Here is a 22,281-nt window from a genome sequence, read left to right on the forward strand (position 1 = left end):
AGATATGGCGACATTCAGTGATCGGCTGGACCACCTGCTCGGCGTCAAGGCGGCCGAGCCGCTGGCCGACGCCTTCGACATGCACACCGTCGAGGATCTGTTGCGGCACTACCCATTACGCTATGCCACCCAGGGGCAGCCGCTCACCCAGGAGCAGCCGGAAGAGGGTGCGCACATCACCGTCATCGGCCGGGTGACGAAAACCGAACTGCGGCCGATGAAGAACCGCAGGGGCAGACTGCTCAAGGTGGCCCTCGATACCGGTTCGGTGGCCCCGATCGATATCACCTTCTTCAATGGCGACAAGGTGAGTTACCTTGTCCGCGAAGGTGTCCGGGCGATGATGTCGGGCACCGTGCACTGGTGGCGGCCGGACCGCTGGAACCTGTCGCATCCCGATTATCTGATCCTGCCCGACAAGGAAGAGGGCTCGATCGAGAACCTCACCTCGGTGCGCGGCGGCGGTGCGCTGCGCGGACTGGCGCAGAGTGCGAAAGGTAAAGAGGGAGTGGATGTCTCGTTCTTCGAACGGGAATTCATTCCGGTGTATCCGGCGACGGCCAAGGTGCAGAGCTGGGATCTGCTGGCCTGTGTCCGGCAGGTGCTCGATCAGCTCGATCCGATCGACGATCCGCTGCCGAGCGAGCTGCGCGCGGATCGCGGCCTGCTGAAGGTCTCCGACGCGCTGCGGCTGATCCACCTGCCCGAGCGCAAATCCGATATCGAACAGGCAAGGGAGCGTTTGCGTTTCGACGAGGCGCTGGCCCTGCAGCTGGTGCTCGCCGAGCGGCGACACGATGCGCAGGGGCGCACGGCCCGACCGTGTCCGCCGCGATCCGACGGTATCGCGGCGGCTTTCGACACCCGCCTGCCCTTCGAACTGACGCAGGGCCAGCGGCAGGTGATCGCGGAGATCTCCGACGATCTCGCGCGCAGCCATCCGATGCACCGACTGCTGCAGGGTGAGGTGGGCTCGGGCAAGACGATCGTCGCGCTGCACGCGATGTTGCAGGTGGTCGACGCCGGACAGCAGTGCGCACTGCTCGCGCCGACGGAAGTCCTTGCCGCCCAGCACTATCGGTCACTGCGCGCGATGCTCGGCGATCTCGGCACCGCCGGTGAACTCGGCGCCGCCGACCAGGCGACCAAGGTGGTGCTGGTGACGGGCTCGATGTCGGCATCGGCGAAGAAGGCCGCACTGCTCGACGCGGTCACCGGCGAGGCGGGCATCGTCATCGGTACGCACGCATTGATCCAGGACGCGGTGGAGTTCTTCGATCTGGGCATGGTAATCGTCGACGAACAGCACCGGTTCGGCGTCGAGCAGCGGGATGCGTTGCGCGCCAAGGCGAAAGCCGGTGCCAGCCCGCATCTGCTCGTCATGACCGCGACCCCGATACCCCGGACCATCGCCATGACCACCCTCGGCGATCTGGAGACCTCGACCCTCACCCAGCTACCCCGGGGCCGCTCACCGATCGTATCGAAGGTGGTACCACGCAAACAGCATCCGAACTGGGTGGACCGCGCCTGGGAGCGCATCCTGGAGGAGGTCGCGGCCGGGCGGCAGGCCTATGTGGTGTGCTCGCGCATCGGCGACGACGAGGAGAACGGCAAGAGCCGCAACGGCAAGAAGTCCGGCAGGTCGAAAGACGGGGCGGAGCAGGAGGGTCCGACCACCGCCGCGGCCGTCGAGGTCTTCGACATGCTGCGCACCGGCCCATTGGCGAACGTCCGGGTCGGTCTACTGCACGGCAGGCTGCCGACCGATGAAAAAGACCAGGTGATGCGGGCATTCAACGATGGTGATATCGATGTGCTGATCTGCACCACCGTCGTCGAGGTCGGCGTCGACGTTCCGAACGCGACCGTCATGGTCATTGTGGACGCGGACCGCTTCGGCGTCAGCCAGCTCCATCAGCTGCGCGGGCGGATCGGCCGTGGCGAACATCCCGGCCTGTGCCTGCTCATCACCGACACCGGTCCCACCGGCACCGCCATGGCCCGCCTCGACGCGGTCGCCGCCACCACCGACGGTTTCGAACTCGCGGTCCTCGACCTGCGCCAACGCCGCGAAGGCGATGTGCTCGGCGCCGCCCAATCCGGTACCGCGCGCTCACTGCGGCTGCTCTCCCTGCTCGATGACCTCGAGGTCATCACCGCCGCACAGGAACTCGCGCGCGAGGTCGTCGAAGCCGACCCCGGTCTGCGCAAGCATTCCGGGTTGGCGAGCATGATGCGCGCCGCCGTCGACTCCGAACGCATCGAATACCTGGCCAAATCCTGATTTCGAGCTGGTCGGTCAGCGTCCGATCCGCGGATAGGGCAGATCGATACTCAAATGTTCGGTGATCGCGAGCGGACTGCCGATCTGCGGGAACGCGCGCTGGGGGCACGAGGGGCGCTCACAGACCTTGCAGCCCGCACCGATCGGCACCGCGGCGGCGGGATTGTCCAGATGCAGGCCGGTGGAATAAGTCAGCCGGTCCGCGTATTCGATATCGCAGCCCAGGCCGATGGCGAAATCCTTTGTGGCCGTGCCGAATCCGTGCGGTGCCGCCAGTGCGGTGCGGGCGATCCACAGGTAGCGGCGGCCGTCGGGCATCGCGGCGATCTGGGTCAGGATGCGGCCGGGATTCGCGAAGGCCTCGTGCACCACCCAGAGCGGGCAGCTGCCGCCGACTCGGGAGAAGTGGAATGCGGTGGCGGACTGGCGCTTCGAGATATTGCCCGCGCGGTCGGTGCGGACGAGGAAGAATGGAACGCCGCGCTGCCCCTGCCGCTGCAAGGTGCTCAACCGGTGGCAGATGGTCTCGAAGCCGACCTCGAAACGCAAACCGAGCAGATCGATGTCGTAGCGCAGCTCCTCGGCCGACCGCAGGAAGCGCCCGTAGGGCAGCACCAGCGCGCCCGCGAAATAGTTGGCCAACCCGATCCGCGCCAGCGTCCGGGATTCGCCGATGAGCGATGGTGTCTCGGCCAGTACGGCGTCCAGGTCCTTGCCGTACAACAGAAATCCGAGCGTGGTGGCAATCTGGAAGGCACGCTGCCCGGGACGCAGCCGCCGCGCCAGGGTCAGGGTGCGGCTTTCCGGATCGTAATGCCGTTTCGGGATGGACGGATCCGCGCCATCACCGCGCACCAGCACGGTCACTCCGGCGCGCTCCTCGGCCACCCTGGCGAGTTGCCGATCGAGCGAGCCGATGCTCAGGCCGCACTCCTCGAAGAGCTGTTCGGCCGCGTGATCGAGTTGCGCGATGTGATTGTGGTGGTCGTAGAAGAAGTCCCGCACATCCTCGTACGGCATGGGCACACCGGGAGCGCCGGTCGGCGCGGCCACCCGGGCGGAGAGCAGATCGAGTTGATCGGTCGCGGCGCGCAGTCGCCGATGCATCGCGACGACGATCCGGGCGACCTCCGGTAGTCGCGTCGCGAGCTCCTCGACCTCGGTCGGCGGCGCGCTATCGCCGCCCGCCGCGTCCACCAGCACCTCGTGCAGATCCGATACCAAGCGGGCATCGGAGTCGGCGGCGAAAAACTGCACGTCGAGGTCGAAGGTGGAGTTGAGCTTGAGCAACACCGGGATGGTGAGCGGTCGCTGGTCGCGCTCGAGCTGGTTGAGGTAGCTGGGCGATAGATCGAGCGATTTCGCCAGTGCCGCCTGGGTCATCCGCCGCTCTTCGCGCAACCGTCTCAGTCGGGCGCCCGCGTACATCTTGCGCACCGCAAGATGGTAGCCCTCGGAATTTGCAAACATCGCAAAATGCGTGATTCTTGCCCGCAGAAATCTGCTGTTGCAAGGGATTTTGCCGTCGATCAATCCTGCGTAGCGTGCGAAGTGGGCAGTGGCCCGCCGTACGGAACCGGAGGATGGATGAAGACACACATCGTACGCGCCCGGGGCGCCGCGGAGGACTTTCCGCGCTCGGAACATCTGGCCGCCAAGATTGCCGAGGTCGCCGCCGATCCGGTCGAGGTGAGCGCCGAGGTGACCGAGATGATCGTGAACCGCATCATCGACAATGCGGCCGTCGCCGCGGCCGCGCTGGTCCGCCGCCCGGTGGCCAGCGCGCGGGCACAGGCACTCGCGCAGCCGTACACGCCGCGGCCGGGTCGGGCGGGTGCCACCGTTTTCGGGCTGTCCGCTGCCGACCGGGTGTCGCCGGAGTGGGCCGCGTGGGCCAACGGAGTCGCGGTGCGCGAACTCGACTTTCACGACACCTTCCTCGCCGCCGAGTACTCGCATCCGGGCGATAACATCGCGCCGATTCTGGCGGTGGCCCAGCACACCGGACGCAGTGGCGCCGAGCTGATCCGTGGCCTGGTCACCGGTTACGAGATCCAGATCGACCTGGCGCGCGGAATCTGCCTGCACGAGCACAAGATCGATCACGTCGCCCACCTCGGTCCGTCCGCCGCCGCGGGCATCGGGACGCTACTCGGGCTCGACACCGAGACGATTTATCAGGCGATCGGGCAGGCGCTGCACACCACGACCGCGACCCGGCAATCCCGCAAGGGCGAAATCTCCAGCTGGAAGGCCTATGCCCCCGCATTCGCCGGGAAGATGGCGGTGGAGGCGGTGGATCGCGCCATGCGCGGTGAGGGTGCGCCCGCGCCGATCTGGGAGGGCGCGGACGGCGTCATCGCCTGGCTGCTCGGCGGGCCGGACGCGGAATACCAGGTACCGCTGCCGAGTCCGGGCGAAGCCAAGCGCGCGATCCTGGACAGCTACACCAAAGAGCATTCGGCCGAGTACCAGAGTCAGGCGCCCATTGATCTCGCGCGCCGAATGCGTTCGCGCATAGGCGATCTCGATCAGATCGCCACCATCGTCCTGCACACCAGTCAGCACACGCATGTGGTGATCGGCACCGGATCCGGTGACCCGCAGAAGTTCGATCCGCGGGCGAGTCGGGAGACGCTCGACCATTCCGTTCCTTATATCTTCGCCGTCGCGCTGCAAGACGGCGGCTGGCATCACGAGCGGTCGTATGCGCCCGAGCGCGCACGTCGGGCGGATACCGTCGCGCTGTGGCGCAAGATCTCGACCGTCGAGGATCCGGAGTGGACCCGCCGCTATCACGCGATCGATCCGAATGAAAAGGCCTTCGGGGCACGGGCGGTCGTGACCCTGAAAAGCGGCGAAACGATCATCGACGAACTCGCCGTCGCCGATGCGCATCCGCTCGGCGCGCGGCCGTTCACCCGCGAGCAGTACCTCGCGAAGTTCCGAACCCTCGCCGACGGTGTCATCGATCCCGCGGAGCAGCAGCGCTTCCTCGATGCGGTGCAGCGCACGCCAGCATTGGCCGCCGGTGAGTTGGATCAGCTGACGTTCACCGTATCGCCCGAGGTTCTCGGGCGGGCGCCGATGGCGCCGGAGGGGATCTTCTGATGCTCGCCTTACTCCTGGCCCCAGACCAGCGCCTGCGCGGCGATCACCTCGGTGCCGTTGAACGTGACGGCGGGCGATCCGTGCAGCCGGTAACCCTGATCGAGCAGGCCACTGATCCGCTCGCAGAAGGTGGCGTCGTCGACGCCGGTGATCAGCCGGTAGCGCAGCGGACGATCCTCGGTCCCACCCGACACCCGGCCACCACCTTTCCTCGAATCGCTCATGAACCCAGCCTAAGGCGGCGGTCGCGGTGACCGGACTGCTGGTCGCGGCGACGAGTGCGTCCGATAAGCGTGCGGCGCTGCGGGCCGGGTTGGTCTCCGGGCGGATCCAGCGCTGGCCCGGGGCATTCAATCCGCTGGTGGCCAAGCTGATTCAGCAGCTCGGCTTCGAGGGTGTCTATGTCTCCGGAGCGGTGGTTTCCGCCGAACTCGCGCTCCCGGATATCGGGCTGACCACGCTCACCGAGGTGACCGCGCGGGGACAGCAGATCGCGAGGGTGACCGATCTGCCGGTGCTGATCGATGCCGATACCGGATTCGGCGAGCCGATGAATGCCGCGCGCACGGTGACCCTGTTGGAAGATGCCGGGTTGGCGGGCTGCCACATCGAGGATCAGGTGAATCCCAAGCGCTGTGGCCATCTCGACGGCAAGGCGGTGGTTCCGGTTGCCGAGATGGTTCGCCGCCTGCGCGCCGCGGTCGCGGCCCGGCGTGACCCGAACTTCGTCGTCTGCGCGCGCACCGATGCGCGGGGGACCGAAGGGCTGGCCGCGGCGATCGACCGGGCCAGGGCATATGCCGACGCCGGTGCGGATCTGATCTTCACCGAGGCGCTGGCCGATGCGGACGAATTCGCGAAGTTCCGTGCGGCGGTCGATATTCCGTTGCTCGCGAATATGACCGAGTTCGGCAAGTCGGAGTTGCTGTCCGCACCCACGCTGGCCGATCTCGGCTATAACGCCGTTATCTATCCGGTGACCACGTTGCGCTTGGCGATGTACGCGGTCGAGCGCGGTCTGCGTGAAATCGCCGACACCGGAACGCAGTCCGGGATCGTGCGGCAGATGCAGCACCGGGCGCGACTCTACGAATTACTGGATTACCAGCAGTACAACGACTTCGATTCCGGAATCTTCAATTTCACCGTGAGCGAGTGACCATGACCGATATCAAGAAGGGCTTGGCCGGGGTGGTGGTCGATACCACCAGCATCTCCAAGGTGGTGCCCGAGACCAATTCGCTGACCTATCGCGGCTATGCGGTGCAGGATCTGGCGCGGCACTGCGGTTTCGAGGAAGTCGCGTATCTGCTGTGGTACGGCGAACTGCCCGATGCCGCCCAGCTCCAACTGCTGTGCCAGCGTGAACGGGCGCAGCGGCGGGTAGATCGGTCGATCTTGTCGCTGATCGAGAAGCTGCCGGACAACTGTCATCCGATGGATGTGGTCCGGACGGTGGTCAGCTACCTCGGCGCACAGGATCCGGATCTCGATGCCGCGCAAGATGATCGGGCGCTGCTGGCGAAGTCGCTGCGACTGACCGCGGCCCTGCCCACGGTGATCGCCGCCGATATGCGCCGCCGCCATGGGCTGGATCCCATTGCGCCGCACGCACAGCTGGGCTTCGCGGAGAACTTTCTGAATATGTGCTTCGGAAAGGTGCCGGATCCGCGCATCGTGCGCGCCTTCGAGACTTCACTGATCCTATACGCGGAGCACAGTTTCAACGCATCCACGTTCGCCGCGCGGGTGGTGACTTCGACTCGCTCGGATATGTACAGCGCGATTACCGCGGCGATCGGTGCGCTCAAGGGTCCGCTACACGGTGGTGCCAATGAGGCCGTCATGCACATGATGCTGGAGATCGGTGACCCCGAACGCGCTGCGGAGTGGTTGCGCGCCAAGCTATCCGGCAAACAGATGGTGATGGGGTTCGGGCATCGCGTGTATAAGAACGGCGACTCGCGGGTGCCGACAATGCGCGATGCCCTCGCTCGAGTAGCCGAGGTGACCGGCGGCCACCGCTGGCTGCGCATGTATACCGCATTGGAGCAAGCCATGGCCGAGGCCACCGGCATCCAGCCCAATCTCGACTTTCCCGCGGGTCCCGCCTATTACCTGATGGGCTTCGACATCGACATGTTCACGCCCATCTTCGTGATGAGTCGTATTACCGGGTGGACCGCCCACATTATCGAGCAGTCCGCCGCAAATGCCCTCATCCGTCCGCTGTCGAAATATGTCGGGGTGCCGCAGCGCGAACTGCTGGCCTCGGGGGCGGCGGCGCACTGACTCGACGGGTGATCGCGGCGAAGCCCTCCTCAACCAAGCGATTGTTTGGTGTAATCGGTGAGATCGAATCGACCGATGTGCCCATCGCATCGGCGCAAGGAAGCGAGCGAAACCAATGCCGAGTCCCGACGATATCGTCACCGCCATGTGCCGCAGCTGGGCCGATCCCGACCCGGACCGGATCAGCGCCTTCTTCGCCGAAGACGCCGTCTACCACAACATTCCGATGGAGCCGATCCACGGCCGCGCCGCCATCCGCGAGTTCATCGCCGGATTCCTCAGCACCTTCGAATCCATCGACTTCGATATCCATCACCAGGTCGCCACCGGCAATATCGTTATGAATGAACGCACCGACACCCTGCGCGGCCTCGGCAAAGACACCCCGCTGCCGGTAATGGGTGTCTTCGAAGTCGCCGACGGTGCCATCACCGCCTGGCGCGACTACTTCGATATGGCCGCCATAAACCGAGCCTTCGGCGCCGACGCCGCACCCGAGTAGCGTTCCCGCCGGGTGTCGGCTCGGGAAGATCTTTTGGCGAATCGGGAACCGAACCGGCCGGGCGTGCGTCGAATAGGGCATCGGGGGTGATATCTGATGGCGACGTATGAGGAGGGGTTACCTATGGATCGTTGCTCGGGATGTCATACGGGTTGGCGACGGGGATTGGGCGCTCGGTCACGGATGCGGCCGATTGTGCGCAATGGTGAGGTTTGTGACAGGTACCCGCCCCGCCGCCGGTTGCGACCGTTTCCTGGGGCCGAATCGCATTGATAAGTAGTGTATTTCGTTGATAGCGGGTGGTCGCGGTCGACCACGCGTCCTCGGCCGATACGCCCGCCCTCATCGCGCACGGGGAGGGCGGGCGCTATTCAGTGATGCCGAGATATTCAGCGCACCGCGGCCGCGGCGGCGACCAGATTGCGCAGAGACGCCTCGACCTCGACCGGTCCGCGGGTCTTCAGCCCGCAGTCCGGATTGACCCAGAGTCGGTCGGCGGGAACGGCTTTCAACGCCGCACGCAGCGAAGCGGTGATCTCCTCCACGCTCGGCACCCGGGGCGAGTGAATGTCGTACACACCGGGTCCGACGCCGAGATCGAAGCCGCGTGCGTTGAGGTCGTCGAGCACTTCCATATGCGAACGTGCCGCCTCGATCGAGGTCACATCGGCATCGAGCCCGGCGATCGCGTCGATGACCTCACCGAACTCCGAATAGCACAGATGGGTGTGGATCTGGGTGGCATCCGATACCCCTGAGGTCGCGAGCCGGAACGCCTCGACCGACCACTGCAGGTACTCGCCTTGGTCGACCGCGCGCAACGGCAACAACTCCCGCAGTGCGGGCTCGTCGACCTGGATGATCCGAATGCCGGCGGCCTGCAGATCGATCGTCTCGTCCCGGATCGCCAATGCCACCTGGCGTGCCGAATCCGCCAATGGCTGATCGTCGCGCACGAACGACCAGGCCAGAATCGTTACCGGGCCGGTGAGCATGCCCTTGACCGGCTTATCGGTGAGCGATTGCGCGTAGCCGATCCAGTCGACGGTCATCGACACGGGTCGGGCCACATCGCCGAACAGGATCGGCGGCCGCACGCAGCGGGTGCCGTAGGACTGCACCCAGCCCGCTTCGGTGGCGGCGAAACCGTCGAGCTGTTCGGCGAAGTACTGCACCATGTCATTGCGTTCCGGCTCGCCGTGCACCAGCACGTCGAGTCCCAACTTCTCCTGCAGTGCAATGACATCGGCGATCTCCGAGCGCATCCGGCGCACGTACTCGGCCGCATCGATCTCGCCCTTGCGCAGTGCCGCCCGCGCCAGCCGTATCGCCGAGGTCTGGGGATACGAACCGATCGTCGTGGTCGGCAATGACGGCAGGCGCAGCCGTTCGGCCTGCACCGCCCGTCGCTGCGTTGCGGGGGCCCGCCGGGTCGCATCCGGACCGAGCGCCGCCAACCGCGCCCGGACCTGCGGATTGTCCAACCTCGGATCGGTGCGCCTGGTGTCAAGGGCCGAACGGGCGGCGGCCAGTTCGGCGGTGATCGCGTCGAGCCCAGCGCTCAGTGCGGTCGCGAGCGAGCGCACCTCGGCGACCTTCTCCGCACCGAATGCCAGCCACGAGCGCAACCGCTCGTCGAGGCCGGTTTCGGGCGCCAGCGCATAGGGCACGTGCAGCAGCGAGCAGGAACTCGATACCGCAACGGATTTCGCGCAACCCAGCAGTGTGCCGAGTGTCGCCAGGGCCCGATCCAAGTCGGCCCGCCAGACATTTCGGCCGTCGACCACCCCGGCGACCAGCAGTTTGTTCGCGAGCGCTGGTGCTCCGGCCACCTCGGAGACGTCGGCGGCAGTGGTGAAATCCACTGCGATGCCTTCGATTTCGGTCTCGGCCAGGGCTGTCAGGGCCGGGCCGGGACTGCCGAAGTAGGTGGCCACCAGCAGCGCCGGACGATCCGCCGCGGCCGACAGCTCGGCATAGGTGCGCTGTAGCAGATCGATCTCGTCGACGGTCAGATCGGTGACCACCACCGGCTCATCGAATTGCACCCACTCCGCGCCCGCCGCGGCCAGCAGTCGCAACAGCTCACGGTAGAGCGGTACCAACTCGTCGAGGCGATCCAGTGCGGTACCGCCGGTCGCCTTCGCCAGCTTCAGGAAGGTGATCGGGCCGACCACCACCGGCCGCGCGGGCACCCCGAGGGCGAGCGCCTCCCGCAGTTCATCCAGCACCTTCGACGGGTGCAGCGAAAAGGTGGTCTCCGGGCCGATCTCCGGCACCAGATAGTGATAGTTGGTATCGAACCACTTGGTCATTTCCAGCGGCTCGACCGTATCGGTGCCGCGCGCGGCGGCGAAGTAGCGATCCAGCGGATCGGCGATTCCGGCCACCCGGGGCGGCAGCGCGCCGAGCAGGACGGCGGTGTCGAGCACCTGGTCGTAATAGGAGAAGGTGCCGACCGGAATGGCGTCGAGTCCGGCCGAATGCAATTCGGTCAGCTGGTTGCGCCGCAGGTCGCGTGCGATCGCGTGCAGTTGCTCGGCGTCGATGCGCCCGGCCCAGTAGGACTCGGTGGCGCGCTTGAGCTCACGGTGCGGCCCCACCCGCGGGAGACCGAGAACCGTTGCGGTGAACGGATTATGCGAAACAGTCACGAATTTCTCCAGTGCTGAGATCGAAGACCATCGCCCTACGAGCTCACGGAGACCAAGTGACGTGCCGGAAATCCGATGACTGGAAAACCAACCATGGAGCCCGACAGGTAGCACTGGGGGTCCGCGCCCAATCCACGAGGCGGTGGCCGCCGGATACGGCGTATCCGACACGGCTGGCAGGTCTTCGGACTTGCGGGCACGGGCCTTCTGGCCGACCCCTTACGGGGCTCACCTACTGGCCGTCGCTTCCCGGGTGGTTGCCCAGTGCTGATGACGGCGGTCGTTCCTGCATACCGCTGCGGGACAGTCCCGGATTCTCACCGGGTTCCCTCTCGTCCGCTCACCGATGTTCCGGCGGGCGAACTCGACTCCGTTGACGCGACGTCGGGGCTCCATCTCGTCTGCGCACGGCGAACCAGCTGCAACACCAAGCATAGGCGGGCGCGCAACCGGGTTTGATCGCATACCTGTGAGCATGATGTTCACTGCCCAGCAGACCATCGCGGAGCGAGTCTTACGAGCGAGGTTCGCGGCCAACCCGTCGCCCGAGCACCTCATCGAATCGCTACGCGATGCTGACTTTCTGGGCCGCGAACACGCCGCGCGAAGGCGCGGCAAATTCAACACAGCATGTGTCGGCTGTATGAACAGAACTTCGCAAGGCTGCTAGGTCTGGTTGTGAAGATTCCTGCTAATAGGACTTCCCTGTCAGGGCAGCATTCCGGGCCGGGTACCTTAGTTCAATGTTCTCGAAAGTCTTGGTTGCCAACCGCGGCGAGATCGCGATCCGTGCCTTCCGCGCGGCCTACGAACTCGGTATCGGAACCGTCGCGGTATTCCCGTACGAGGATCGCAATTCGGTCCACCGGTTGAAGGCCGCCGAGTCGTACCAGATCGGCGAACAGGGTCATCCGGTTCGGGCGTACCTGTCCATCGAGGCGATCATCGAGGCGGCCAAGTCCGCCGGAGCCGACGCCATCTACCCCGGCTACGGCTTCCTGTCCGAGAACCCGGACCTCGCGGCGGCCTGTGCGCGCGAGGGCATTACCTTCATCGGCCCGTCCGCCGCGGTACTCGAACTCGCGGGTAACAAGGCCCGCGCGATCGAGGCGGCCAGGGCGGCCGGACTGCCGGTATTGCGTTCGAGCGCGCCGTCGGCCGATGTCGAGGAGCTGCTCGCGGCCGCGCGGGAGTTGGAGTACCCGATCTTCGTCAAGGCGGTCGCGGGTGGTGGTGGTCGTGGTATGCGGCGGGTCGCGGATCCGGCGCAGCTGCGCGATTCGATCGAGGCCGCCTCGCGGGAGGCGGAATCGGCATTCGGCGATCCGACGGTCTTCCTCGAACAGGCCGTGGTGAACCCGCGCCATATCGAGGTGCAGATCCTGGCCGACCAGCACGGCAATGTCATGCACCTGTTCGAGCGCGACTGTTCGGTGCAGCGTCGCCACCAGAAGGTGATCGAGCTGGCCCCGGCGCCCAACCTCGATCCGGCACTGCGCGAACGCATCTGCAACGACGCGGTCGCCTTCGCCCGCCAGATCGGCTACAGCTGCGCTGGCACCGTCGAATTCCTGCTCGACGAACGCGGCAACCACGTCTTCATTGAAATGAACCCGCGCATCCAGGTCGAGCACACGGTGACCGAGGAGATCACCGACGTCGACCTGGTGCAGTCCCAGCTGCGCATCGCGGCGGGGGAGAGCCTGGAACAGCTCGGCCTGAGCCAGGAGAAGGTCACCATTCGCGGTGCTGCCCTGCAGTGCCGGATCACCACCGAGGATCCGGCCAATGGCTTCCGCCCCGACACCGGCCGCATCACCGCCTACCGCACCCCGGGCGGTGCGGGCATCCGCCTCGACGGCGGCGCGAATCTGGGCGCGGAAATCGGCGCCTACTTCGACTCGATGCTGGTCAAGCTCACCTGCCGCGGCCGCGATCTGTCCGCGGCGGTGGCCAGGGCCAGCCGCGCGCTCGCGGAGTTCCGCATCCGCGGCGTCACCACGAATATCGGGTTCCTGCTCGCGGTGCTCGACGATCCGGACTTCAAGGCGGGCCGGGTCACCACCTCGTTCATCGATGAGCGCCCGCAGCTGCTGACCCTGCGCGGCTCGGCCGACCGCGGCACCAAGATCCTGAACTACCTGGCCGATATCACCGTGAACAAGCCGCATGGTGAGCGCCCGACCACGGTGTACCCCCACGACAAGTTGCCCGCCATCGATCTGAGCGTGCCCCCGCCGGACGGTTCCCGGCAACGGCTGCTGCGCCTGGGCCCCGAGGGGTTCGCGCAGGCGCTGCGTGCGCAGCAGGCGGTCGGCGTCACCGACACCACCTTCCGCGACGCGCACCAGTCGCTGTTGGCCACGCGGGTGCGTACCAACGGTCTGCTCGGGGTGGCCGGGCATGTCGCACGGCTGACACCGGAACTGCTGTCCATCGAGGCGTGGGGCGGCGCGACTTACGATGTGGCGCTGCGCTTCCTGTACGAGGATCCGTGGGAGCGGCTGGCGGCGTTGCGTGAGGCGATCCCGAACATCTGTCTGCAGATGCTGCTGCGCGGCCGCAATACCGTCGGCTACACGCCCTATCCCGAGCAGGTGACGCGCGCATTCGTCTCGGAGGCGACCGCGACCGGCATCGACATCTTCCGCATCTTCGACGCGCTCAACAATGTCGACCAGATGCGTCCGGCCATCGATGCGGTGCGCGAAACCGGTACGGCCATCGCGGAAGTCGCGATGAGCTACACCGGCGATCTGAGCAACCCGGACGAGACGCTCTACACCCTCGACTACTACCTGAAGCTGGCCGAGCAGATCGTCGACGCGGGCGCGCATGTGCTCGCCATCAAGGATATGGCGGGTCTGCTGCGGGCCCCCGCGGCGGCGAAACTCGTTACCGCGCTGCGCAGTAATTTCGATCTGCCGGTCCATGTGCACACCCACGACACCCCCGGCGGTCAGCTCGCGACCTATCTGGCCGCCTGGCACGCGGGTGCCGACGCGGTCGACGGTGCGAGCGCCGCAATGGCCGGAACCACGTCACAGCCTGCACTTTCCGCGATCGTCGCAGCGGCGGCGCACAGTGAATTCGATACCGGCCTGAACCTGCAGAACGTGTGCGATCTGGAGCCGTACTGGGAGGCGCTGCGAAAGGTGTACGCGCCCTTCGAATCCGGGCTGCCCGCGCCGACCGGACGGGTGTACACCCACGAAATCCCCGGTGGTCAGCTGTCGAATCTGCGTCAGCAGGCCATCGCGCTCGGCCTCGGTGACCGTTTCGAAGAGGTCGAGGCGAAATACGCCGCGGCGGACCGACTTCTGGGCCGCCTGGTCAAGGTCACCCCGTCCTCGAAGGTGGTCGGCGACCTCGCACTCGCGCTGGTCGGCACCGGTGTCGACATCGAGAGTTTCGCCGCCGATCCGGGCCGCTACGACATCCCGGATTCGGTAATCGGTTTCCTGCGTGGCGAACTCGGCACCCCGGCCGGTGGCTGGCCCGAACCGTTCCGCAGTCGCGCACTGGCCGGGCGCGGTCCGGCCAAACCGGAGACACCGCTGACCGTCGAGGACCAAGCCGGACTGGACGGAACCTCCGAACAGCGCCGCGCCACCCTCAACCGGCTGCTCTTCCCCGGCCCGACGGCCGAATTCAACGCCCACCGGGAGAAGTACGGCGACACCATGGGCCTGTCGGCCAACCAGTTCTTCTACGGTCTGCGCCGCGGTGAGGAACACCGCGTGCAACTGGAGAAGGGTGTCACCCTGCTGATCGGCTTGGAGGCCATCTCCGAACCCGATGAGCGCGGTATGCGCACGGTCATGTGCATCATGAACGGCCAGCTGCGCCCGGTCGCGGTGCGCGACCGCTCCATCGCCAGCGATATCCCGGCCGCGGAGAAGGCGGATAAGAACAACGCGGGCCATATCGCCGCGCCCTTCGCCGGTGTGGTCACTTTGGCTGTGTCCGAAGGCGATTCGATCGCGGCGGGCGACACCATCGGCACCATCGAGGCGATGAAGATGGAGGCCGCGATCACCGCACCGCGCGCCGGCATCGTCGGCCGGGTCGCGATCGGCAAGGTGCAGCAGGTCGAGGGTGGTGACCTGCTGGTCGAACTGGCCGTACGCGAGTCCGCGGCGGAATGACCCGGATCGTCGCGGGCACCGCGGGCGGGCGGCGACTGCGCGTCCCGCCCGCCGGTACCCGGCCCACCTCCGATCGGGTGCGCGAGGCGCTGTTCAGCGCGCTCGACGCCCGCATTGATTTCGATGGCGTCCGGGTGCTGGACCTGTACGCCGGATCCGGCGCGCTCGGTCTGGAGGCGCTCTCGCGCGGCGCCACCGGTGCCCTGCTCATCGAATCCGATCGCAAGGCCGCCGCGATCGTGCGTGGCAATATCGCCGATCTCGGGCTGCCCGGCGCCGAACTCCGCATCGGAGCCGTCGCCAGCGTCTTGGCCGGTGGCGGTGCGGGGGCCTACGACGTGGTCTTCTCCGATCCGCCCTACGACGTGGACACCGCCGCGGTCACCGCCGACCTGTGCGCGTTGGTCGAGCACGGCTGGCTCGCGCCCGGCGCATTCGTCGCCGTGGAGCGCTCCAGCCGCTCACCCGAGATCGTCTGGCCCGCAGGCTATGTCCCGGCGAAGCCGCGCAAATATGGCGAAACCCGCATCGAGCTAGCCGAATTCGCCCCGGAGTAACTCCGTCGTCGCGGCGGCCGAGGTGGCCATCGGAGCTCCTGATACCGTCTGTGCATGGCAGGAGCGTTGTGCCCGGGCTCGTTCGACCCGGTGACCAATGGACATATCGACGTCTTCGCTCGGGCTGCGGCGCAGTTCGACGAGGTCGTGGTGACCGTCAGCGTCAATCCCAAGAAGCAGGGCATGTTCAGCGTCGAGGAGCGCATGGAGATGCTGCGCGAGGCCACCGCGCACCTGCCCAATGTGCGGGTGGAGTCCTGGCAGGGCCTGACCGTCGACTTCGCCAGGCAGGAGGGCATCAGCGCGATCGTCAAGGGGCTGCGCGATGCCACCGATTTCGGCTACGAACTGCAGATGGCCCAGATGAACAAGAAGCTCTCCGGCGTGGACACCTTCTTCATCGCCACCAACCCGGCCTTCAGCTACCTGTCCAGCTCACTGGTCAAGGAGGTGGCGGCCTACGGCGGTGATGTCACCGATATGCTCCCGCCCGCCGTTCACAAACGCCTGCTCGATCGCCTGGCCGAACGAAAAGCGTAGGCGGAGCTCCTAATACGATTCGCCTGGTCCCAAGCTCGGGACCAGGCGAATCGTATTAGGGCTGCTACTGAGTCAGAAGACCAGGCCACGCAGGGCGAGGAAGCGCATGCCGCCGACCGCGGCGGTAATGGCGAGGATGGCGGTGGCCTGGAACGTACCGCCCATGCCGGGTGTCCACACCTCGAGTGCGGCCAGCGCGGCGGTGGTGATGCCGAGCCCGACCAGCGCGAGCCCGCCGCCCTCCCACTGTGCGGTGAACCAGCCGACCCGGCCCGCCGCGTGGAAGGTGAGCTGGCGGTGCAGTTCATTGGCGATCACGGTGCTCACGATCGAGCCGGCAATATTGGCGACCAGTGGGCCGACGCCGTGCATCGCGAAGAACAACAGCACATAGGCAACATTGCTGGAACCGCCGACCAGGGCGAAGCGGATCAACTGGGCGAGTGCCCGATCGCCACGCAGGTACTGCATGAGCTGCGCGAACCGAACCGCCGTCGTAATACGCAGGACCGGGTACGGCCCCGCCCACGGCGTGTACAAACTGCTCGTCGGCAGTGCCGCCGTCCGCGGTAGTTCCAGTACGGTCATTGTCTTTCCGATCCCACACGAGCCTTCGGTACGGATAACCGCGATGGTCATCGCAACCTTCCACCGACTCTCGAGTCGTTCCTCACGTATAACGTGTTCAGTATGTACTGAACAATCGGAACGAGTCAATCGTCGAAGGGAAGGAATCCGCCCGTTGGCCTCCTCTATCCCCACAGTCCCGGTCAGGGCCTGCGAACCACTTAAGAAGATCTTGCTCGGACCTTCTGGATAAATGTAACACCAAGTGGAGACATATCCTCCACTTGTTTTTGTGGCGTAGGAGACACCCGCACGACACACCGATGGGTGACTCGGCACGAGCCGTGACGAGGGGCACACTGGGCCTCGGCGGAAATTTCGCCGTAGGTCTGCAGGAGAGTGGGGTAAGAGCATGTATCGCGTATTCGAAGCACTCGACGAGCTGGTCGCCATTGTCGAGGAAGCGCGCGGCATCCCGCCGACCCGCAGCTGCATCGTGCCGCGCGGCGATGTGCTCGAACTGCTCGACGATGTGCGCGATGCGCTGCCAGGTGAACTCGATGACGCCCAGGACGTGCTCGATCATCGCGACAAGATCGTCTCCGATGCCCGGTCCGCCGCCGAGACCACGGTGACCACCGCGAACGAACAGGCAGAGCAGACCGTCGGATCGGCCCGCGAGGAAGCCGACCGGATTCTCGCCGACGCCAAGGCGCACGCCGACCGGATGGTGGCCGAGGCCAGCGCGCACGCCGATCATCTCGTCACCACCGCCCAGACCGAGGCCGACCGCATCGTCGCCGACGGCAACGCCGAATTCGAGGCCGTCACCGACCGGGCGCGCGTCGAATCCGAGCGGATGATCGAGGCGGGCAAGGCCTCCTATGGCCGCTCGGTCGCCGAGGGTGAGGCCGAGCGCGATCGCCTGGTCACGCAGACCGAGGTGGTGCGCGCCGCGCACGCCGAATCGGCCCGGCTCATCGATAGGGCGCATGAAGAGGTCGATCGGATGCGCGACGAGTGTGACCACTATGTCGACAGCAGGCTCGCCGACTTCGAAGAGAACCTCAACGCCACCCTGCGGACCGTCCGCGGCGGGCGTCATCAATTGCGTTCCGGTGCCGGCTCTCCGGACTACGCGGCCGACTACCGCCGCTGATATCCCGCGCTGATTCGGCATGACTCAGACGGTTTGGGCGGACACTGTGCTCTCGCGTATTGTGGAGTGGTTGCCCATCTCCCCTCGAATGTGAAGTGAGTTCGTGATGTCCGCCGGTTCCGGTTCCGCGTCGCGTCCTCGTACGGCCTCGCACCGTATGCCGGACGCGGGTTTCGTGCTGGATGTCATCAGCCTGGGCCGTCGCCCCGGCACGATGAAAGAGCTGCATCGTGTGGTCACCGCCGACGACCGGATGGGGCTGGATCTGATCGCCATTCCGGCGGGCGCCGAGGTGGATCTCGATCTGCGGTTGCAGGCGGTATCCGAAGGTGTGCTCGTCACCGGGACGGTCGCCGCGCCGACGGAGGGGGAGTGCTCGCGCTGCCTCGAACCGTTCACCGGCACGGTGGAGATCCACCTCACCGAACTGTTCGCGTATCCGGACAGCACCACCGAGCAGACCACCGAGGACGACGAGATCTACCGCTTGGTGGACGACAAGATCGACCTGGAACAGGTGATCACGGACCAGATCGGCTTGGAGCTGCCGCTGCAGCCGCTGTGCACTCCGGACTGTGCGGGTCTGTGTCCGGAATGCGGTGTCCGGATGGCGATTGCGGGTTCCGACCACCGGCATGAGATACTTGACCCTCGCTGGGCCGGATTGGCGAAGTTCGCCACCGAGTCGCCCGGCAACGGCAGCCCCGGTGCGGGTGCCGACCCAGACGTTTAGACCAGACCAGTAAGACCGTGCTGCCTAACTGGCGAGCAATAGGACAAGAGGAGAAGTAGTCGTGGCCGTTCCCAAGCGCCGGATGTCCCGTTCCAACACCAGGTCGCGGCGCAGCCAGTGGAAGGCCGCCGCGCCGACCCTGATCACGTGCCCGAACCGCGCCTGCGGTGAGAAGACCCTGCCGCACATCGCGTGCCCCTCCTGCGGCACCTACAAGGGCCGCCAGGTCACCGCTGCTGTCTGATCGTTCGACCTGTCGTATCGACGTGACCGCCAGCAAGGACGAACCCGGCCCGTCCGGTGAACATGCGAGCCTACTCGCGGCGCTCGGCGTCGACGTGCGGGCCGATCTGCTGCGGCTGGCGCTGACGCACCGGTCGTACGCCTACGAGAACGGCGGGCTGCCGACCAACGAGCGTCTGGAATTCCTAGGCGACTCGGTCCTCGGTCTGAGCATCACCGAGCGGCTCTACCACGAGCACCCGGACAAGTCCGAGGGCGAACTGGCCAAGCTGCGGGCGAGCGTGGTGAATATGCACGCGCTCGCCGAGGTGGCGCGTGGGCTCGGCGCAGGCGGGCTCGGCGTGCACCTGCTGCTCGGTAAGGGCGAAGAGCTCACCGGCGGCCGGGACAAGCCGAGCATTCTCGCCGATGGCATGGAGTCGCTGCTCGGCGCGGTGCATCTCGAGCACGGTATCGATGTCGCGCGTGAGGTGGTGCTTCGGCTGTTCGCCGACCTGCTCGAGCGCGGCCCCAGAATGGGCGCGGGGCTCGACTGGAAGACCAGTCTGCAGGAGCTCACCGCCGAGCGCGGTCTCGGTGTGCCCAGCTACGAGATCACCTCGACAGGTCCCGACCACGACAAGGAATTCACCGCGACCACCGTGATCGGCGGTCGTCCGTACGGTCAGGGCATCGGCCGCTCCAAGAAGGAAGCCGAGCAGAAGGCCGCGGGCGCCGCCTATCAGTCGCTGACCGACGAAGTCTGACGTGCCCGAACTTCCCGAGGTCGAGGTCGTACGGCGCGGACTCGCCGAACATGTTGTCGGACGGGTCATCGAGTCCGTCACGGTGACCCATCCCAGGTCGGTGCGCCGTCATCTGGAAGGCGCAGACGATCTCACGGCTCGGATGAAGGGTCTGCGGGTCGCGGCTGCCGAACGTCGCGGCAAATACCTGTGGCTCACCTTCGACGAACCCGACACCTCGCTGGTGGTCCATCTCGGGATGAGCGGGCAGATGCTGGTGCAGCCTGCCGATGCTCCCATGGAGAAGCACGCGCATATCCTGGCGACCCTCGACGACGGTAGCCAGCTGCGCTTCATCGACCAGCGCACCTTCGGCGGGTGGGCGCTCGCGCCATTGGTCGAGGTGGACGGCACCTTGGTGCCCGAGCCGGTCGCGCATATCGCGCGGGATCCGCTCGATCCGCGCTATGACGGCGAAGTCGTGGTGGCCGCGCTGCGCGCCAAACAGACCGAGATCAAACGCGTCCTGCTGGACCAGACGGTGATCTCCGGTGTCGGCAATATCTACGCCGACGAATCGCTGTGGCGGGCGAAGATCCACGGCAATCGGCTGGCATCCGGCTTGACGAGGCCCGCCGTGCGCACCCTGCTCGCCGAGGTCGGCGCCGTGATGGGGGAGGCGCTCGCCGCCGGTGGCACCTCGTTCGACGCGCTGTATGTCAATGTCAACGGCCAATCGGGCTACTTCGAACGCGCGCTCGCGGTGTACGGCCGCGAGGACGAGCCCTGCCGTCGCTGTGGTGCGCCCATCCTGCGCGAGAAGTTCATGAATCGTTCCTCGTACTCCTGCCCGCGCTGCCAGCCGAAGGCCCGCCGCCGGTCGCATTAGCGAGCTACCGTTCTTCTAGGCGGTTCGGAAACCAGACCGGCCGTGGAGGAAGGACAAATGCGCAAACTCACCTATTACGTCGCTTCGACTATCGATGGGTTCATCGCTACCGAGGAAGGGTCGGTCGACTTTTTTCCAGTCGGTGGCGATCACGGCCCGGCGATCACCGCGCAGTACCCCGAAACTCTGCCGACGAAGGTCCGGGAGGCCCTCGGCATCGATAAGCGCAACCGTTACTTCGACACCGTGCTGATGGGTCGCAAGACCCATGATTTCGGTGTTCGCACCGGGACCTCGAGCCCGTATGCGCATCTGCGGCAGTTCGTGGTGTCGACGACACTGCCGGAGAGCCCGGATCCTTCGGTCGAGCTGATCTCGGCCGATCCGCTGGCGAAGGTGCAACAGCTGAAGCGGGAAAACGGACTCGGGATCTGGCTGTGCGGCGGCGGGGAACTGGCGCAGGTGTTGCTGCCGGAGATCGATCAGATCTTCCTGAAGCTGTATCCGGTCGTACTCGGCCGTGGCCGTTCGCTGTTCGGTTCCTGCTCGCGACTGCCGGAGGCGGCCAGGTTCCGGGTGATCACCAGCCGGGTATTCGAGGACGGGGTGGCCTTCGTCAAGTACAGCAGGATTCGATAACCGCTGTGGTGCAGGACGATTCGGTCGTCGTGCCGGATCCGGGCAATGGTCCGGGTCCGGTGGAGGCGCTGCGCGAGATCGGCTTCTGGCTCGAACGTGGACGGGCGCAATCCCATCGGGTAAAGGCCTACCGGCGCGCCGCCGATATCGTGGCGGGCATGCCCGAGGACGAGCGCGCGACCCATCGCGCGGCGCGCAGCTGGCGCGAGCTCGCGGGCATCGGGCCGAAGACCGCCGCCGTCATCGAACAGGCGTATGCCGGTGCGGTACCGGAGTATTTGACCGAATTGCGCAAGGTCGCGCAGCCGATCGGCGCACCGGGTAAGCCGCTGCGGGCTCAGTTGCGCGGTGATCTGCATACGCATTCCGATTGGTCCGATGGCGGCAGCCCGATCGCGGAGATGATGGGCGTCGCCGCCGCGCTCGGTCATGAATACTGTGCGCTGACCGATCATTCGCCGCGACTCACCGTCGCGAACGGACTTTCCGCCGACCGATTGCGGCGGCAGCTGGATGTGGTCGCGGAGCTGAACGAGCGAATGGCGCCGTTTCGAATCCTTACCGGGATCGAGGTGGACATCCTCGATGACGGGACCCTGGATCAGCGGGGAGATCTGCTCGCCGAGCTGGATATCGTTGTCGCCAGCGTACATTCGCATCTGCGCGCCGATAGCGAGACCATGACCAAGCGGATGGTGTATGCGGTCGCGAATCCGAATGTGGATGTGCTCGGGCATTGCACCGGTCGATTGATCACCGGCGAGCGGGGTACGCGGCCGGAGTCGACCTTCGATGCCGAGGTGGTCTTCGAGGCGTGTCGGAGTTATGGCACCGCCGTGGAGATCAACAGCCGTCCGGAACGTCTCGACCCACCGTCGCGGTTGCTGCGGCTGGCCGATGAGATGGGGTGCTATTTCTCGATCGACACCGATGCGCACGCTCCCGGCCAATTGGATTGGCAGGGATACGGTTGCGAGCGGGCCGTCGCGAATGGTGTTGCGGCGGAACGGGTTATCAACACTTGGCCGGTGGAGAAGTTGCTGGCATGGACGGGGGCGGCGACCGTGGACGTGGTTTGATCGCGGCCGTGGCCGTCAGCGCTGGCGCATCGAAGTAGCCCACACCCGAGCGTGCGGCCGGGTTGGCCGCCCGGTTAACTGTTGCCGAACAATCGTTCGGTTTTCGAGATAACTCCGGATGACGCCCGAAAATGGTTGGCACATAGATCTCTTGGG

19 protein-coding genes and 1 riboswitch are annotated in these 22,281 nt (G+C 66.1%); of the genes, 15 read left to right on the top strand and 4 right to left on the bottom strand.

From position 1 onward, the window contains the following. Positions 1-4: 4 nt before the first annotated feature. Complete coding sequence (gene recG / locus ACQP0C_RS11495; RefSeq protein ID WP_433732921.1) at positions 5-2,287, top strand: ATP-dependent DNA helicase RecG; 2,283 nt, start codon at positions 5-7, stop codon at positions 2,285-2,287. Between the two features lie 15 nt (positions 2,288-2,302). Here the strand turns inward: recG and ACQP0C_RS11500 are convergent, their stop codons facing one another. Next, entirely contained in the window at positions 2,303-3,724 is a 1,422-nt protein-coding gene (locus tag ACQP0C_RS11500) for a short-chain fatty acyl-CoA regulator family protein (RefSeq protein ID WP_433732922.1), read from the bottom strand. Between the two features lie 150 nt (positions 3,725-3,874). Here ACQP0C_RS11500 and prpD point away from each other — a divergent pair, with 150 nt between their 5' ends. After that, the gene (gene prpD / locus ACQP0C_RS11505; RefSeq protein WP_433732923.1) at positions 3,875-5,398 is read left to right on the top strand and encodes a 2-methylcitrate dehydratase PrpD; all 1,524 of its coding nucleotides are present in this window, start codon (positions 3,875-3,877) and stop codon (positions 5,396-5,398) included. 8 nt (positions 5,399-5,406) lie between these two features. On the opposite strand, the gene ACQP0C_RS11510 is transcribed toward prpD, so the two are convergent. Next, positions 5,407-5,622, bottom strand: a complete 216-nt coding sequence (locus tag ACQP0C_RS11510) for a DUF1737 domain-containing protein (protein ID WP_433732924.1) — start codon at positions 5,620-5,622, stop codon at positions 5,407-5,409. Positions 5,623-5,648: 26 nt separating this feature from the next. On the opposite strand from ACQP0C_RS11510, the gene prpB reads away from it, so the two are divergent. From prpB to ACQP0C_RS11525, 3 genes are all read left to right on the top strand, one after another. Beyond that, positions 5,649-6,557 carry a methylisocitrate lyase gene (gene prpB, locus ACQP0C_RS11515; RefSeq protein ID WP_433732925.1) on the top strand — a complete coding sequence of 303 codons (909 nt, stop codon included), beginning with the start codon at positions 5,649-5,651 and terminating at the stop codon, positions 6,555-6,557. A 2-nt stretch (positions 6,558-6,559) separates the two neighbouring features. Then, a complete protein-coding gene (locus ACQP0C_RS11520) occupies positions 6,560-7,690 on the top strand; it encodes a bifunctional 2-methylcitrate synthase/citrate synthase (RefSeq protein WP_433734511.1) in 1,131 nt (376 codons plus the stop codon). A gap of 115 nt (positions 7,691-7,805) precedes the next feature. Next, positions 7,806-8,192: a nuclear transport factor 2 family protein gene (locus ACQP0C_RS11525; protein ID WP_433732926.1), complete on the top strand. Its 387-nt coding sequence runs from the start codon at positions 7,806-7,808 to the stop codon at positions 8,190-8,192. 389 nt (positions 8,193-8,581) lie between these two features. Here the strand turns inward: ACQP0C_RS11525 and metE are convergent, their stop codons facing one another. Beyond that, entirely contained in the window at positions 8,582-10,846 is a 2,265-nt protein-coding gene (gene metE, locus ACQP0C_RS11530; protein ID WP_433732927.1) for a 5-methyltetrahydropteroyltriglutamate--homocysteine S-methyltransferase, read from the bottom strand. A gap of 158 nt (positions 10,847-11,004) precedes the next feature. Then, positions 11,005-11,230: riboswitch (cobalamin riboswitch) on the bottom strand. Positions 11,231-11,589: 359 nt separating this feature from the next. On the opposite strand from metE, the gene ACQP0C_RS11535 reads away from it, so the two are divergent. The 3 genes from ACQP0C_RS11535 to coaD are packed head-to-tail and all read left to right on the top strand — an operon-like array spanning position 11,590 to position 16,091. Further along, a complete protein-coding gene (locus tag ACQP0C_RS11535; protein ID WP_433732928.1) occupies positions 11,590-14,994 on the top strand; it encodes a pyruvate carboxylase in 3,405 nt (1,134 codons plus the stop codon). Then, on the top strand, positions 14,991-15,551 hold the full coding sequence (gene rsmD, locus ACQP0C_RS11540) for a 16S rRNA (guanine(966)-N(2))-methyltransferase RsmD (protein ID WP_433732929.1): 561 nt from the start codon (positions 14,991-14,993) through the stop codon (positions 15,549-15,551). Before ACQP0C_RS11535 ends, rsmD begins: the two co-directional genes overlap by 4 nt. A gap of 54 nt (positions 15,552-15,605) precedes the next feature. After that, on the top strand, positions 15,606-16,091 hold the full coding sequence (gene coaD / locus ACQP0C_RS11545) for a pantetheine-phosphate adenylyltransferase (RefSeq protein ID WP_433732930.1): 486 nt from the start codon (positions 15,606-15,608) through the stop codon (positions 16,089-16,091). Between the two features lie 72 nt (positions 16,092-16,163). Here the strand turns inward: coaD and ACQP0C_RS11550 are convergent, their stop codons facing one another. After that, positions 16,164-16,679, bottom strand: a complete 516-nt coding sequence (locus ACQP0C_RS11550; RefSeq protein WP_433732931.1) for a GtrA family protein — start codon at positions 16,677-16,679, stop codon at positions 16,164-16,166. Between the two features lie 391 nt (positions 16,680-17,070). Here ACQP0C_RS11550 and ACQP0C_RS11555 point away from each other — a divergent pair, with 391 nt between their 5' ends. The 7 genes from ACQP0C_RS11555 (at position 17,071) to ACQP0C_RS11585 (ending at position 22,125) form a co-directional block, all read left to right on the top strand. Beyond that, a complete protein-coding gene (locus tag ACQP0C_RS11555) occupies positions 17,071-17,817 on the top strand; it encodes a DivIVA domain-containing protein (protein ID WP_433732932.1) in 747 nt (248 codons plus the stop codon). A gap of 157 nt (positions 17,818-17,974) precedes the next feature. Then, entirely contained in the window at positions 17,975-18,550 is a 576-nt protein-coding gene (locus ACQP0C_RS11560; protein WP_433732933.1) for a YceD family protein, read from the top strand. 61 nt (positions 18,551-18,611) lie between these two features. Further along, positions 18,612-18,794, top strand: coding sequence for a 50S ribosomal protein L32 (gene rpmF / locus ACQP0C_RS11565; RefSeq protein ID WP_039799574.1), 183 nt, complete (start codon positions 18,612-18,614; stop codon positions 18,792-18,794). A gap of 22 nt (positions 18,795-18,816) precedes the next feature. Next, positions 18,817-19,539 (top strand): ribonuclease III, encoded by a 723-nt coding sequence (gene rnc / locus ACQP0C_RS11570; protein WP_433732934.1) that lies wholly within the window; start codon positions 18,817-18,819, stop codon positions 19,537-19,539. A 1-nt stretch (position 19,540) separates the two neighbouring features. Continuing rightward, positions 19,541-20,407, top strand: coding sequence for a bifunctional DNA-formamidopyrimidine glycosylase/DNA-(apurinic or apyrimidinic site) lyase (gene mutM, locus ACQP0C_RS11575; protein WP_433732935.1), 867 nt, complete (start codon positions 19,541-19,543; stop codon positions 20,405-20,407). Between the two features lie 57 nt (positions 20,408-20,464). Then, a complete protein-coding gene (locus ACQP0C_RS11580) occupies positions 20,465-21,046 on the top strand; it encodes a dihydrofolate reductase family protein (RefSeq protein ID WP_433732936.1) in 582 nt (193 codons plus the stop codon). A 5-nt stretch (positions 21,047-21,051) separates the two neighbouring features. After that, complete coding sequence (locus ACQP0C_RS11585) at positions 21,052-22,125, top strand: PHP domain-containing protein (protein ID WP_433732937.1); 1,074 nt, start codon at positions 21,052-21,054, stop codon at positions 22,123-22,125. Positions 22,126-22,281: the final 156 nt, after the last annotated feature.

Origin of the sequence: Nocardia sp. CA-129566 (assembly GCF_050956075.1) — a bacterium.
Taxonomy (GTDB): domain Bacteria; phylum Actinomycetota; class Actinomycetes; order Mycobacteriales; family Mycobacteriaceae; genus Nocardia.